The sequence below is a fragment of the Pseudomonas hydrolytica genome, from assembly GCF_021495345.1.
GTDB classification, from domain to species: Bacteria; Pseudomonadota; Gammaproteobacteria; order Pseudomonadales; family Pseudomonadaceae; genus Aquipseudomonas; species Aquipseudomonas hydrolytica.
Genome location: NZ_CP099397.1, coordinates 4297093 through 4310819, shown reverse-complemented (window position 1 = coordinate 4310819; position 13727 = coordinate 4297093). Strand labels below are relative to the sequence as shown.

General features: G+C 63.6%; 12 protein-coding genes. 10 read left to right on the top strand and 2 right to left on the bottom strand.

What is annotated here, in order from left to right:
• Positions 1-11: 11 nt before the first annotated feature.
• On the top strand, positions 12-416 hold the full coding sequence (gene fur / locus L1F06_RS20230) for a ferric iron uptake transcriptional regulator (protein WP_003240531.1): 405 nt from the start codon (positions 12-14) through the stop codon (positions 414-416).
• Between the two features lie 103 nt (positions 417-519).
• On the opposite strand, the gene recN is transcribed toward fur, so the two are convergent.
• Positions 520-2196 carry a DNA repair protein RecN gene (gene recN / locus L1F06_RS20225; RefSeq protein WP_129482930.1) on the bottom strand — a complete coding sequence of 559 codons (1677 nt, stop codon included), beginning with the start codon at positions 2194-2196 and terminating at the stop codon, positions 520-522.
• 157 nt (positions 2197-2353) lie between these two features.
• Between recN and grpE the strand changes: the two genes are divergently transcribed.
• The 8 genes from grpE (at position 2354) to L1F06_RS20185 (ending at position 12536) form a co-directional block, all read left to right on the top strand.
• Positions 2354-2923: a nucleotide exchange factor GrpE gene (grpE, locus tag L1F06_RS20220; RefSeq protein WP_003240535.1), complete on the top strand. Its 570-nt coding sequence runs from the start codon at positions 2354-2356 to the stop codon at positions 2921-2923.
• Positions 2924-3022: 99 nt separating this feature from the next.
• Positions 3023-4936 (top strand): molecular chaperone DnaK, encoded by a 1914-nt coding sequence (gene dnaK, locus L1F06_RS20215; protein ID WP_129482929.1) that lies wholly within the window; start codon positions 3023-3025, stop codon positions 4934-4936.
• 135 nt (positions 4937-5071) lie between these two features.
• Complete coding sequence (gene dnaJ / locus L1F06_RS20210; protein WP_003240538.1) at positions 5072-6199, top strand: molecular chaperone DnaJ; 1128 nt, start codon at positions 5072-5074, stop codon at positions 6197-6199.
• A 47-nt stretch (positions 6200-6246) separates the two neighbouring features.
• A complete protein-coding gene (dapB, locus tag L1F06_RS20205) occupies positions 6247-7050 on the top strand; it encodes a 4-hydroxy-tetrahydrodipicolinate reductase (protein WP_003240540.1) in 804 nt (267 codons plus the stop codon).
• A 188-nt stretch (positions 7051-7238) separates the two neighbouring features.
• Positions 7239-8387 carry a glutamine-hydrolyzing carbamoyl-phosphate synthase small subunit gene (gene carA, locus L1F06_RS20200; protein WP_129482928.1) on the top strand — a complete coding sequence of 383 codons (1149 nt, stop codon included), beginning with the start codon at positions 7239-7241 and terminating at the stop codon, positions 8385-8387.
• Between the two features lie 36 nt (positions 8388-8423).
• Positions 8424-11645, top strand: coding sequence for a carbamoyl-phosphate synthase large subunit (gene carB / locus L1F06_RS20195; RefSeq protein WP_129482927.1), 3222 nt, complete (start codon positions 8424-8426; stop codon positions 11643-11645).
• Positions 11642-12118: a transcription elongation factor GreA gene (greA, locus tag L1F06_RS20190; protein WP_012019582.1), complete on the top strand. Its 477-nt coding sequence runs from the start codon at positions 11642-11644 to the stop codon at positions 12116-12118. Before carB ends, greA begins: the two co-directional genes overlap by 4 nt.
• Entirely contained in the window at positions 12096-12536 is a 441-nt protein-coding gene (locus tag L1F06_RS20185; RefSeq protein WP_049767410.1) for a hypothetical protein, read from the top strand. The genes greA and L1F06_RS20185 overlap by 23 nt, the downstream gene beginning before the upstream one ends.
• Before the next feature lie 84 nt (positions 12537-12620).
• On the opposite strand, the gene yhbY is transcribed toward L1F06_RS20185, so the two are convergent.
• Positions 12621-12932, bottom strand: coding sequence for a ribosome assembly RNA-binding protein YhbY (yhbY, locus tag L1F06_RS20180; protein WP_003240550.1), 312 nt, complete (start codon positions 12930-12932; stop codon positions 12621-12623).
• A 90-nt stretch (positions 12933-13022) separates the two neighbouring features.
• Between yhbY and rlmE the strand changes: the two genes are divergently transcribed.
• Positions 13023-13646 (top strand): 23S rRNA (uridine(2552)-2'-O)-methyltransferase RlmE, encoded by a 624-nt coding sequence (rlmE, locus tag L1F06_RS20175; RefSeq protein WP_003240552.1) that lies wholly within the window; start codon positions 13023-13025, stop codon positions 13644-13646.
• The last annotated feature ends 81 nt before the right edge of the window (positions 13647-13727 follow it).

The window sequence follows — 13727 nt, the reverse complement described above, 5'->3', positions numbered from 1 at the left end:
GAAAGCAGACCATGGTTGAAAATAACGAACTGCGCAAAGCTGGACTGAAGGTGACCTTGCCACGGGTCAAAATCCTGCAGATGCTGGACAACGCCGAGCACCGCCACATGAGTGCGGAAGACGTCTACAAGGCACTGATGGAAGCCGGTGAAGACGTCGGTCTGGCGACCGTGTACCGCGTGTTGACCCAGTTCGAGGCTGCTGGTCTGGTGGTGCGTCACAACTTCGATGGCGGCCATGCGGTGTTCGAACTGGCCGACAGTGGCCACCACGATCACATGGTCTGTGTCGATTCCGGCGAAGTGATCGAGTTCTTCGACGCCGAGATCGAGAAGCGCCAGAAGGAAATCGTCAAGGAGCACGGTTTCGAGCTGGTCGATCACAACCTGGTGCTGTACGTGCGCAAGAAGAGCTGATGCTTCTGCGGCAATGAGAAAGGCGACCCTAGGGTCGCCTTTTTTGCTTTGGCCTCGCCCGGCTGCAAGCCGGGGCTTGCGGATTGCGGCCGGCTGCGTCGTTTCAGGCCGCCTGGGCGTTGGTGACCATCTTGCGGGCATGCGCCAGGGATTCTTCGGTCAGGTCGACGCCGCCGAGCATGCGTGCGATCTCCTCGACGCGGCCGGTCTCATCCAGCTTGCTCACGGCAGTGGAAGTGGCGTCGACGCCGCGGCGCTTGTGCACGAACAGATGCTGATGGCCCTGCGCGGCGACCTGCGGCAGGTGGGTGACGCACAGCACTTGGCCGCGTTCGCCCAGGCGGCGCAGCAGCTGGCCGACCACTTCGGCGGTGGGGCCGCCAATGCCGACGTCCACCTCGTCGAATACCAGGGTCGGCACGCGCGAGGTCTGCGCGGTGATCACCTGAATCGCCAGGCTGATGCGTGACAGCTCGCCACCCGAGGCGACCTTGGCCAGGCCGCGCAGCGGCTGACCGGGGTTGGCGCTGACCAGGAACTCCACGGCCTCCAGGCCATTGGCATGCGGCTCTTCGCTGTTGATTGCCTGCAGCTGGATGCTGAAACGCCCGCCCGGCATGCCCAGCGCCTGCATTTCCTGCTCCACGGCGGCGGCCAGGCGCTCGGCGGCACTGCTGCGCAGGGCGCTGAGCTCGGCGGCCTTTTCCTGATAATGACGTTCATAGGCGGCCAGTTCTTCGCTCAGGCGTTCGCCGGCCTGGTCGTCGGCGTTGAGGTTTTCCAGCTCCTCGAACAGCTGCTGCTGCAGGGCGGCCAGTTCGCCGGGCTGGATGCGGTGCTTGCGCGCCAGGGTGTAGATGCTGTCCAGGCGTTCTTCGAGAAATTGCTGGCGCTGCGGGTCCGCATCGAAGTGATCGACGAAGCGGTTCAGTTCGCCCACGGCTTCCTCGACCTGGATCTGTGCGCTGGCCAGCAGGTTGCTCGCTTCCGCCAGCGCGCCGCCCTGGCCGCCGAAAGCGCCGAGGCGGTTGAGGCTGGCGGTGAGTGCCGACAGCACGTTGCCGGCATCGCTCTCGCTGCACAGCTCCAGCACCTGGCGGCAGGCGCCGAGTAGTGCCTCGGCATTGCTCAGGGCCTTGTGCTCCTGTTCCAGCTGTTCCAGTTCGTTTTCGCCGAGAGCAAGGTTCTCCAGTTCTTCGAGCTGGTAGCTGAGCAACTGATGACGGGCGCGCTGCTCGTCGCCCTGGCTCGAGATGCGCTCCAGCTCGTTGCGCGTCTGTTTCCAGCGCTGTGCGGCCAGCTGCACCTGGCGCGCCAGTTCCTGGCTGCCGGCGTACTCGTCGAGCAGGCGGCGGTGGGTGTCGGTCTTGAGCAGCGATTGGTGTTCGTGCTGGCTGTGGATATCGATGATCAGCTCGCCGAGGGCCTTGAGGTCGGCCTGCGGGCAGGGGCTGCCATTGATATAGCCGCGCGAGCGGCCTTCGGCGGTGATCACCCGGCGCAGGATGCACGGGCCGTCGCTGTCCAGGTCGCGCTCGGCGAGCCAGGCACGCGCTTCGGGGATGTCCGCCAGGTCGAAGCTGGCGAGAATGTCCGCCTTGTCTGCACCGGGGCGTACCACGCCGCTGTCGGCGCGATCGCCCAGGCACAGACCGAGGGCGTCGAGCATGATCGACTTGCCCGCGCCGGTCTCGCCGCTGATGGCGCTCATGCCGCCGTCCAGTTCGAGGTCGAGGTGGTCGACGATGGCGTAGTTGTGAATGGACAGGTGCACCAGCATGGCGAACGCTCCCGAATTGATGTCTGGTTATTTATACAGTGTTTTTTCTTTTCCTGGCAATCCTCGCTATCGCCCCTTGAAAGCTGTGGAATTGGCTCCATATAGGCGGCAGGTGCGCGGGCTTGACTCGCGCCGATTCAATCGAGAGGAGGAAGGCATGGCTGACGAACAGAACCTGGATACGCAGAACCCCGAAGCGCAGGCGGCCGAGAATGCCGCGCCGAGCGACGACCTGGCGGCTCGCGTGCAGGCCCTGGAAGAGCAGCTGGCTGCGGCGCAGGATCAGTCGCTGCGCATGGCGGCCGAGCTGCAGAACGTACGTCGTCGCGCCGAGCAGGATGTGGAGAAGGCGCACAAGTTCGCACTGGAGAAGTTCGCCAACGATCTGCTGCCGGTCGTCGATAGCCTGGAGCGCGGCCTGGAGCTGTCGAGCCCGGACGACGAGGCGATCAAGGGCGTGCGCGAGGGCATGCAACTGACCCTCAAGCTGTTCATCGACACCCTGGCGCGTCATCAGCTCGAGGCGGTCGAGCCGCATGGCGAGCCGTTCAACCCGGAGCACCATCAGGCCATGGCGATGGAAGAAAGCACCCACGTCGAGCCGAACTCGGTGCTCAAGGTGTTCCAGAAGGGTTATCTGCTCAACGGTCGTCTGCTGCGCCCGGCCATGGTCGTGGTCAGCAAGGCGCCGACCACGCCGCCGCCGTCCATCGACGAGCAGGCTTGAAATTTTCGGGGGCGACCCCATTTTTCAGTCAAGCGTTTTAGTGCTGCCGGCGCCTGAGAAACGAGGCGCCGGAAAAATCAAAGTTTCGGGAGAATTTTCATGGGCAAAATCATCGGTATCGACCTGGGGACCACCAACTCCTGCGTCTCCATTCTGGAAAACGGCAACGTCAAGGTGCTGGAGAACGCCGAAGGCGCTCGCACCACGCCGTCCATCATCGCTTACGCCAACGATGGCGAAATCCTGGTTGGTCAGTCGGCCAAGCGTCAGGCCGTCACCAACCCGCACAACACCCTGTACGCGGTTAAGCGTCTGATCGGTCGTCGTTTCGACGAAGACGTCGTGCAGAAAGACATCCAGATGGTGCCGTACAAGATCGTCAAGGCGGACAACAACGACGCCTGGGTCGAAGTGAACGGCCAGAAGATGGCGCCACCGCAGATCAGCGCCGAAGTGCTGAAGAAGATGAAGAAGACCGCCGAGGACTACCTGGGCGAGCCGGTGACCGAAGCGGTGATCACCGTGCCGGCCTACTTCAACGACAGCCAGCGTCAGGCCACCAAGGATGCCGGTCGCATCGCCGGTCTCGACGTCAAGCGCATCATCAACGAGCCGACCGCGGCGGCGCTGGCCTATGGCATGGACAAGGCCAAGGGCGACCACACCGTGATCGTCTACGACCTGGGTGGCGGTACCTTCGACGTGTCGGTGATCGAGATCGCCGAAGTCGACGGCGAGCACCAGTTCGAAGTGCTGGCCACCAACGGTGACACCTTCCTCGGTGGTGAAGACTTCGACATTCGCCTGATCGATTACCTCGTCGACGAATTCAAGAAAGAAACCGGCATGAACCTCAAGGGCGACCCGCTGGCCATGCAGCGCCTGAAGGAAGCTGCCGAGAAGGCCAAGATCGAGCTATCCTCGAGCCAGCAGACCGACGTCAACCTGCCGTACATCACTGCAGACGCCACCGGTCCGAAGCACCTGAACGTGAAGATCTCCCGTTCCAAGCTCGAGTCGCTGGTCGAGGACCTGGTGCAGCGCACCATCGAGCCGTGCCGTATCGCGCTGAAGGACGCCGGTATCGACGTCAGCAAGATCGACGACGTGATCCTGGTCGGCGGCCAGACCCGTATGCCGCTGGTGCAGAAGACCGTTGCCGAGTTCTTTGGCAAGGAGCCGCGCAAGGACGTCAACCCGGACGAAGCCGTGGCCATGGGCGCTGCCATTCAGGGCGCGGTACTGGCTGGTGACGTCAAGGACGTGCTGCTGCTGGACGTCTCCCCGCTGACCCTGGGTATCGAAACCATGGGCGGCGTGATGACCGCACTGATCGAAAAGAACACCACCATCCCGACCAAGAAGTCGCAGGTGTTCTCCACTGCCGACGACAACCAGAGCGCCGTGACCATTCACGTGCTGCAGGGCGAGCGTAAGCAGGCTGCGCAGAACAAGTCCCTCGGCAAGTTCGACCTGGCCGAGATTCCGCCGGCTCCGCGTGGCGTGCCGCAGATCGAGGTGACCTTCGATATCGACGCCAACGGCATCCTGCACGTGTCCGCCAAGGACAAGGCCACCGGCAAGCAGCAGTCCATCGTGATCAAGGCCAACTCCGGTCTGTCCGAGGAAGAGATCCAGCAGATGGTGCGTGATGCCGAGGCCAACGCCGAGGAAGACCGCAAGTTCGAGGAGCTGGCCACCGCGCGCAACCAGGGCGATCAGCTGGTGCATGCCACCCGCAAGATGCTCACCGAAGCGGGCGACAAGGCCACTGCCGACGAGAAGGCGGCCATCGAGAAGGCCATCGGCGAGCTGGAAGTGGCCGTGAAGGGGGACGACAAGACCGCCATCGAGGCCAAGATGAACGCACTGTCCGAAGCCACCACGCCGCTGGCGCAGAAGATGTATGCCGAGCAGCCGCAGGGCGCCGCTCAGCCGGGCGCGGAAGAGCCGAAGGACGCTGCCGACGACGTGGTCGACGCTGAGTTCGAAGAGGTCAAGGAGAACAAGTAAGGGACGCGGCCCGGCAAGCGGGCCGCCTCTTCTTTACGCTCCACCGTCGCTCGCGACGGGCAGGATTCGCCGCGCGGGAGCCTTCTCCCGCGTCGGCGTATCTGGAGCTCACGAATCTGAGAGTGCAGCACAACTATGGCAAAACGTGACTATTACGAGGTACTGGGGGTCGAGCGCGGCGCCAGCGAAGCCGAATTGAAGAAGGCTTATCGGCGTTTGGCGATGAAGTACCACCCGGACCGCAACCCGGATGACAAGGGCGCCGAAGAGAAATTCAAGGAGGCCAACGAGGCCTACGAAGTGCTCTCCGACGCCGGCAAGCGTTCGGCCTACGACCAGTACGGCCATGCCGGCGTCGACCCGCAGATGGGCGGCGGCGGTGGCGCCGGTTTCGGCGGTGCCAACTTCTCCGACATCTTCGGCGACGTGTTCAGCGACTTCTTCGGCGGTGGCCGCGGTGGCTCGCGCGGCGGCGCCCAGCGCGGCTCGGATCTGCGCTACACCCTGGAGCTGGACCTGGAAGAAGCGGTGCGCGGCACCACCGTGACCATTCGCGTGCCGACCCTGGTCGGCTGCAAGACCTGCGATGGTACCGGCGCCAAGAAGGGCACCAGCCCGGTCACCTGTACCACCTGTGGTGGTATCGGTCAGGTGCGCATGCAGCAGGGCTTCTTCTCCGTGCAGCAGACCTGCCCGCGCTGCCACGGCAGCGGCAAGATGATCACCGACCCCTGCGGCAGCTGCCACGGTCAGGGGCGCGTGGAAGAGAGCAAGACCCTGTCGGTCAAGGTGCCGCCGGGCGTCGATACCGGTGACCGCATTCGCCTGTCCGGCGAGGGCGAGGCCGGTACGCATGGCGGTCCGGCTGGTGACCTCTACGTGGTGGTCAACGTCCGTGAGCATGCGATCTTCCAGCGTGACGGCAAGCACCTGTACTGCGAAGTGCCGATCAGCTTCGCCGATGCGGCGCTGGGCGGCGAGCTGGAAGTGCCGACCCTCGATGGCCGGGTCAAGCTGAAGATCCCCGAAGGCACCCAGACCGGCAAGCTGTTCCGTCTGCGCGGCAAGGGCGTGGCCCCGGTGCGCGGCGGCGCGGCGGGCGATCTGATGTGCCGGGTCGCGGTGGAAACGCCGGTCAACCTGAACAAGCGTCAGCGCGAGCTGCTCGATGAGTTCCGCAAGTCGCTGCAGGGCGATGACTCCCACTCGCCCAAGGCCAGTGGCTGGTTCGAGGGCGTCAAGCGCTTCTTCGGCGACGTTTAACCCCAAAGCGCCCCGGCAATGCCGGGGCGACGGCTTGGAGCTGATGTATGCAACGTATTGCAGTGATGGGCGCCGCCGGGCGCATGGGCAAGACCCTGATCGAGGCCGTGAGTCAGGCCGAGGGCGCAACGCTCAGCGCGGCCATCGATCGCGCCGACAGCAGCCTGATCGGTGCCGATGCCGGTGAGTTGGTCGGCCTGGGCAAGATCGGCGTGACCCTGGCGGGTGATCTGGCGGCGGTGGTCGATGATTTCGACGTGCTGATCGATTTCACCCACCCGTCGGTAACGCTGAAGAACCTGGAGGTCTGCCGTCAGGCCGGCAAGGCCATGGTGATCGGCACCACCGGCTTTACCGTGGAAGAGAAGCAGCAGCTGAGCGAAGCGGCCAAGCAGATCCCGATCGTCTTCGCCGCCAACTTCAGCGTCGGCGTCAACCTGTGCCTGAAGCTGCTGGATACCGCCGCCCGCGTGCTGGGCGATGACGTGGATATCGAGATAATCGAAGCGCATCACCGGCACAAGGTCGATGCGCCGTCCGGCACGGCGCTGCGCATGGGTGAAGTGGTCGCCGATGCGCTGGGGCGTGATCTGCAGAAGGTCGCCGTGTATGGCCGCGAAGGTCAGACCGGGGCGCGCGAGCGCGAGACCATCGGTTTCGCCACCGTGCGTGCCGGCGACGTGGTAGGGGATCACACCGTGCTGTTCGCCGCCGACGGCGAGCGTGTGGAGATCACCCACAAGGCTTCCAGCCGCATGACCTTTGCCAAGGGCGCGGTGCGTTCGGCGCTGTGGCTGCAGCAGCGTTCGCCTGCCCTGTACGACATGCAGGACGTGCTGGGGCTGCGCTGACGCGAATGTGTGACTGGGCGTCTTATCGGGTGGACCGAAAAAGGGTTTTCCTGTAAGCTTCCTGTTTTAGTGTGTCCACTAAAGTTACGCAGAATGGCTCAAATAAAAAAGCGGGATGACCTTCACACGTCATCCCGCTTTTTTACAACCTGCGTTTGCTTCAAGCCTTGATCGAGACGGAGGTCTTCTTGACTAAGCCAGCCCCCAAACCTGCCATTTTGGCCCTTGCTGACGGCAGCATTTTTCGCGGCGATTCCATCGGGGCCGATGGCCAGACGATCGGAGAGGTGGTGTTCAACACCGCCATGACCGGCTATCAGGAAATCCTTACCGATCCGTCCTATGCCCAGCAGATCGTCACCCTGACTTACCCGCACATCGGCAACACCGGTACCACCCCGGAAGATGCCGAGTCCAATCGCGTCTGGGCTGCTGGCCTGATCATTCGCGACCTGCCGCTGACCTCCAGCAACTGGCGCGACAAGCAACCGCTGGACGAGTACCTGAAAGCGAACGGCACCGTCGCCATCGCCGGTATCGATACCCGCCGCCTGACCCGCATCCTGCGCGAGAAAGGCTCGCAGAACGGCTGCATCCTGGTCGGTGACGACGCCACCGAAGAGAAAGCGCTGGAACTGGCGCGCAGTTTCCCGGGCCTCAAGGGTATGGACCTGGCCAAGGAAGTCACCTGCGACAAGTCTTACGAGTGGCGCTCCAGCGTGTGGAACCTGGAAAGCGACAGCCATCCGGAGATCGCCGCTGCCGACCTGCCGTATCACGTGGTTGCCTATGACTACGGCGTGAAGCTGAACATCCTGCGCATGCTGGTCGCCCGTGGCTGCCGCCTGACCGTGGTACCGGCGCAGACGCCGGCCAGCGAAGTGCTGGCCCTGAATCCCGATGGCGTGTTCCTCTCCAACGGCCCTGGCGACCCCGAGCCGTGCGACTATGCGATCAAGGCGATCAAGGAAATTCTGGAAACCGAGATTCCGGTGTTCGGCATCTGCCTCGGCCACCAGCTGCTGGCCCTGGCCTCCGGCGCCAGGACCCTGAAGATGGGCCACGGCCACCACGGCGCCAACCACCCGGTGCAGGACCTGGATACCGGCGTGGTGATGATCACCAGCCAGAACCACGGTTTCGCCGTGGATGAAGGCAGCCTGCCGAGCAACCTGCGGCCGATCCACAAGTCGCTGTTCGACGGCACCCTGCAGGGTATCGAGCGCACCGACAAGGACGCCTTCAGCTTCCAGGGCCACCCGGAGGCGAGCCCCGGCCCGCACGACGTGGCCCCGCTGTTCGACCGCTTCATCGAAGCCATGGCCAAGCGCCGCTAAGCCCCGCCGACTGACCCAAGGATTCGAGTAACCGCTATGCCAAAACGTACAGACATCAAAAGCATCCTGATCCTCGGCGCCGGCCCCATCGTCATCGGCCAGGCCTGCGAGTTCGACTACTCCGGCGCCCAGGCGTGCAAGGCGCTGAAGGAAGAAGGTTTCCGCGTCATCCTGGTGAACTCCAACCCGGCCACCATCATGACCGACCCGGCCATGGCCGACGCCACCTACATCGAGCCGATCAAGTGGGCCACCGTGGCCAAGATCATCGAGAAGGAGCGTCCGGACGCGCTGCTGCCGACCATGGGCGGCCAGACCGCGCTGAACTGCGCCCTGGACCTGGAGCGCCACGGCGTGCTGGAAAAGTTCGGCGTCGAGATGATCGGTGCCAACGCCGACACCATCGACAAGGCCGAAGACCGCTCGCGCTTCGACAAGGCCATGAAGGACATCGGCCTGGCCTGCCCGCGTTCGGGTATCGCCCACAGCATGGAAGAAGCCTACGGCGTGCTGGAGATGGTGGGCTTCCCCTGCATCATCCGCCCCAGCTTCACCATGGGCGGCACCGGCGGCGGCATCGCCTACAACCGTGAAGAATTCGAAGAAATCTGCGCCCGCGGTCTGGACCTGTCGCCGACCAACGAGCTGCTGATCGACGAATCGCTGATCGGCTGGAAGGAATACGAGATGGAGGTGGTCCGTGACAAGAAGGACAACTGCATCATCGTCTGCTCCATCGAGAACTTCGACCCGATGGGCGTACACACCGGCGACTCCATCACCGTGGCCCCGGCGCAGACCCTGACCGACAAGGAATACCAGATCATGCGCAACGCCTCGCTGGCGGTGCTGCGTGAGATCGGCGTGGAAACCGGCGGCTCCAACGTGCAGTTCGGCATCTGCCCGAACACCGGGCGCATGGTGGTGATCGAGATGAACCCGCGCGTGTCGCGCAGCTCGGCACTGGCCTCCAAGGCCACCGGCTTCCCCATCGCCAAGATCGCCGCCAAGCTGGCGGTCGGCTACACCCTCGACGAGCTGTCCAACGACATCACTGGCGGTCGCACCCCGGCGTCGTTCGAGCCGGCCATCGATTACGTGGTAACCAAGGTCCCGCGCTTCGCCTTCGAGAAATTCCCCAAGGCCGATGCCCGCCTGACCACCCAGATGAAGTCCGTGGGTGAAGTCATGGCCATCGGCCGTACCTTCCAGGAGTCGGTGCAGAAGGCCCTGCGCGGTCTGGAAGTCGGCGTTGCCGGCTTCGATCCGAAGCTCGACCTGAACGACCCGGAAGCCGAGAGCACCCTGCGTCGCGAGCTGACCGTGCCCAGCGCCGACCGTATCTGGTACGTGGCCGATGCCTTCCGCGCCGGCAAGAGCGTTGCCGAAGTGTTCGAGCTGACCCGTATCGACGAGTGGTTCCTGGTGCAGATCGAGGATCTGATCAAGGACGAAGCCACCGTGCAGACCCTCGGCCTGTCCGCCATCGACTACGACCTGATGTTCAAGCTCAAGCGCAAGGGCTTCTCCGATGCGCGTCTGGCCAAGCTGCTGGGCGTTTCCGAGAAGAGCCTGCGTGCCCACCGCCACAAGCTGAAAGTGCTGCCGGTGTACAAGCGCGTGGACACCTGCGCCGCCGAATTCGCCACCGACACCGCCTATATGTACTCGACCTACGAGGAAGAGTGCGAGGCCAACGCGTCGAACCGCGAGAAGATCATGATCCTCGGCGGCGGTCCGAACCGTATCGGCCAGGGCATCGAGTTCGACTACTGCTGTGTACACGCCGCACTGGCCATGCGTGAAGACGGTTTCGAGACCATCATGGTCAACTGCAACCCGGAAACCGTCTCCACCGACTACGACACCTCCGACCGCCTGTACTTCGAGCCGGTGACCCTGGAGGACGTGCTGGAAATCGTCCGCGTCGAGCAGCCCAAAGGCGTGATCGTGCAGTACGGCGGCCAGACCCCGCTGAAGATCTGCCGCGCCCTGGAAGAAGCCGGCGTGCCGATCATCGGCACCAGCCCCGAGGCCATCGACCGCGCCGAAGACCGCGAGCGCTTCCAGCAGATGGTGCAGCGCCTGAACCTGCGTCAGCCGGCCAACGCCACTGCGCGCAGCGAAGACGAAGCCCTGGCGCTGTCCAAGGGCATCGGTTACCCGATGGTGGTGCGTCCGTCCTACGTGCTGGGCGGTCGGGCGATGGAAATCGTCTATCAGGAAGAAGAGCTCAAGCGCTACATGCGCGAAGCGGTGAAGGTGTCCAACGACAGCCCGGTACTGCTGGATCGCTTCCTCAACTGCGCCATCGAAGTGGACGTGGACGCGGTCAGCGACGGCGAGACCGTGGTGATCGGTGCGATCATGCAGCATATCGAACAGGCCGGCGTGCACTCCGGTGACTCCGCCTGCTCGCTGCCGCCGTACTCGCTGCCGGCGCACATCCAGGACGAGATTCGCGAGCAGGTCAAGAAGATGGCTCTGGAGCTCGGCGTGGTCGGCCTGATGAACGTGCAGATGGCCGTGCAGGGTGAGGACATCTACGTCATCGAAGTGAACCCGCGCGCCTCGCGTACCGTGCCGTTCGTTTCCAAGTGCGTCGGCGAGTCGCTGGCCAAGGTGGCGGCGCGCGTCATGGCCGGCAAGACCCTGGCCGAAGTCGGCTACACCAAGGAAATCATCCCGCCGTTCTTCAGCGTCAAGGAAGCGGTGTTCCCCTTCGCCAAGTTCCCGGGCGTCGACCCGATCCTCGGCCCGGAGATGAAGTCCACCGGTGAAGTCATGGGCGTCGGCGACAGCTTCGGCGAAGCCTTCGCCAAGGCCCAGCTGGGTGCCAGCGAGATCCTGCCGAATTCCGGTTGCGCCTTCATCAGCGTGCGTGAGGACGACAAGGCCGAGGCCGTTCAGGTCGCACGCGATCTGGTCAGCCTGGGCTTCGAAGTGGTCGCCACTGCCGGTACCGCCAAGGTGATCGAGGCTGCCGGCCTGCCGGTACGCCGCGTGAACAAGGTGACCGAAGGTCGTCCGCACGTGGTCGACATGATCAAGAACGACGAAGTCACCCTGATCATCAATACCACCGAGGGGCGTCAATCCATCGCTGACTCCTACTCGATCCGTCGTAACGCTCTGCAGCACAAGATCTACTGCACCACCACCATCGCGGCGGGTCAGGCGGTCTGTGAGGCGCTCAAGTTCGGTCCCGAGAAGACCGTGCGCCGGCTGCAGGATCTGCATGCAGGAATCAAGGCATGAACAAGTACCCCATGACCGTCCAGGGCGCTCGCGCCCTGGAAGAAGAGCTGGCGCACCTGACCAAGGTGCGTCGTCCCGCACTGAGCCAGGCGATCGCCGAGGCTCGCGAACTGGGCGACCTCAAGGAAAACGCCGAATACCATGCCGCGCGTGAAGAGCAGGGTATGGTCGAGGCGCGCGTGCGTGATATCGAAGGTCGCCTGCAGAATGCGGTGATCATCGATGTCACCAGCATCGAGCACACCGGCAAGGTGATCTTCGGCACCACGGTGGAAATCGCCAACGTCGAGACTGACGAAAGCGTGACCTACCAGATCGTTGGCGAAGACGAAGCCGACATCAAGCAGGGCAAGATCTCCGTCGGTTCGCCCATTGCCCGTGCCCTGGTGGGCAAGAGCGAGGGTGACGTGGTCGGCGTGCAGACCCCCAGTGGCCTGGTCGAGTACGAGATTGTCGAAGTCCGCCACATTTAAGCCGCAACAGCCGTCGCGGGCCGCTGCCGTCAGTTGGCAGCTGGCCCAGACCCTCTGGGTCGGCGGCTTGTGGTTGTTGCAGTTCGTCATTCTGCCTGCCATCGGCCAGACGGGCCTGGCGCCCTTGCTGGTGCAGGAGATAGCCGAGCGCCTGGTGCCGCTGCTGGTCGGCCTGGCGGCAGTCTGCGTTGCGCTGCAGGCCTTCGCCCTGCTGCGAAGCGAGGGGTTGCCGAGTCTGCTGCGGGATATGCGTGGGCAGTTGCTGTTGACCGTTGCGGTCATGGCCCTGAGTTACTTTGTGACGCTGCACTACTGGCCCGAGGCCCAGTACTGGCTACGCTTCAGCTATCTGGTGATGGCTTTCTGCGGGTTGCTGCTGGTGCTGCAGCCTGTGCCAGGCGCGCCACTCAGGCGCTAGCAGCCTGTGCAGGAGCGAGTCATTTGCGACCAGGGCTTGGTGTGATGCCTGCCCAGCCGCGAATGAGTCCGCTCCCGCGCCTGCTCAGCCCTGATAACGAATCACGTTGGACAGGTTGCGATTGGGCTTGGGGTTCTTGCGATAGAGCAGGGCGACCTTGCCGATCGATTGCACCAGTTCGGCGCGGCCGGCTTCGCACAGGGCGGTGATGGCGGCCTGACGATCCTCGCGTTCGGCGAGGCGCAGCTGTACCTTGATCAGCTCGTGGTCGTTGAGTGCGCGGTCCAGTTCGGCCAGCACGCCCTCGGTCAAACCATTGTCCGCCACGATCAATACAGGTTTCAGGTGGTGGCCGATAGATTTGAATTGTTTCTTCTGCTCTTGAGTGAGCGGCATAATCGTTAGTACCTAATTCGGTCTGGAAAACGGCGCCTATCTTACCCGAGCCCGCGCAGTTATTCATGGCCCGTTGAGTTCGAGGTTTCAGTGGCACGTTCCAAGACCAGCCAGCGTTGGCTGAAAGAACATTTCGATGATCCTTACGTGAAGATGGCGCAGAAGGACGGCTATCGCTCGCGCGCCAGCTACAAGCTGCTGGAGATCCAGGAGAAGGATCGCATCCTGCGTCCGGGCATGACCGTGGTCGATCTCGGCGCCGCGCCGGGCGGCTGGTCGCAGGTCACCAGTCGGGTGATCGGCGACAAGGGGCGTCTGATCGCCTCGGACATTCTGGAAATGGACAGCATTCCCGATGTCACCTTCATTCAGGGCGACTTCACCGACGATGCGGTCTTCGCGCGCATTCTCGAGGCCATTGGCGAGAATCCGGTCGACCTTGTTATTTCCGATATGGCCCCCAATATGAGTGGGGTGAGGGCGGCCGATCAGCCGCGCGCCATGTACCTGTGCGAACTGGCGCTGGATCTGGCCGGGCGCGTGCTGCGCCCCGGCGGCGATTTCCTCATCAAGATTTTCCAGGGTGAAGGCTTCGACACCTACCACAGGCAGGTGCGCGACAGCTTCGACAAGGTGCAGATGCGCAAACCGCTGTCCTCGCGCGATCGTTCGCGTGAGCAGTATTTGTTGGCGCGTGGCTTTCGCGGCTTGTGAGTTGAAACTGGTGTCCGCCCTGTCGGTCTCAGTGGCAGAAACCTCATAAAGGGTTACAGACGGCGCCTGCGGGATGCGGGC

Bases quoted from the DNA above. Each gene is read 5' to 3' on its own strand.
- dapB (WP_003240540.1), top strand. From the start codon at position 6,247: ATGCAACGTATTGCAGTGATGGGCGCCGCCGGGCGCATGGGCAAGACC.
- greA (WP_012019582.1), top strand. From the start codon at position 11,642: ATGAACAAGTACCCCATGACCGTCCAGGGCGCTCGCGCCCTGGAAGAA.
- dnaJ (WP_003240538.1), top strand. From the start codon at position 5,072: ATGGCAAAACGTGACTATTACGAGGTACTGGGGGTCGAGCGCGGCGCC.
- dnaK (WP_129482929.1), top strand. From the start codon at position 3,023: ATGGGCAAAATCATCGGTATCGACCTGGGGACCACCAACTCCTGCGTC.
- carB (WP_129482927.1), top strand. From the start codon at position 8,424: ATGCCAAAACGTACAGACATCAAAAGCATCCTGATCCTCGGCGCCGGC.
- recN (WP_129482930.1), bottom strand. From the start codon at position 2,196: ATGCTGGTGCACCTGTCCATTCACAACTACGCCATCGTCGACCACCTC.
- fur (WP_003240531.1), top strand. From the start codon at position 12: ATGGTTGAAAATAACGAACTGCGCAAAGCTGGACTGAAGGTGACCTTG.
- yhbY (WP_003240550.1), bottom strand. From the start codon at position 12,932: ATGCCGCTCACTCAAGAGCAGAAGAAACAATTCAAATCTATCGGCCAC.
- grpE (WP_003240535.1), top strand. From the start codon at position 2,354: ATGGCTGACGAACAGAACCTGGATACGCAGAACCCCGAAGCGCAGGCG.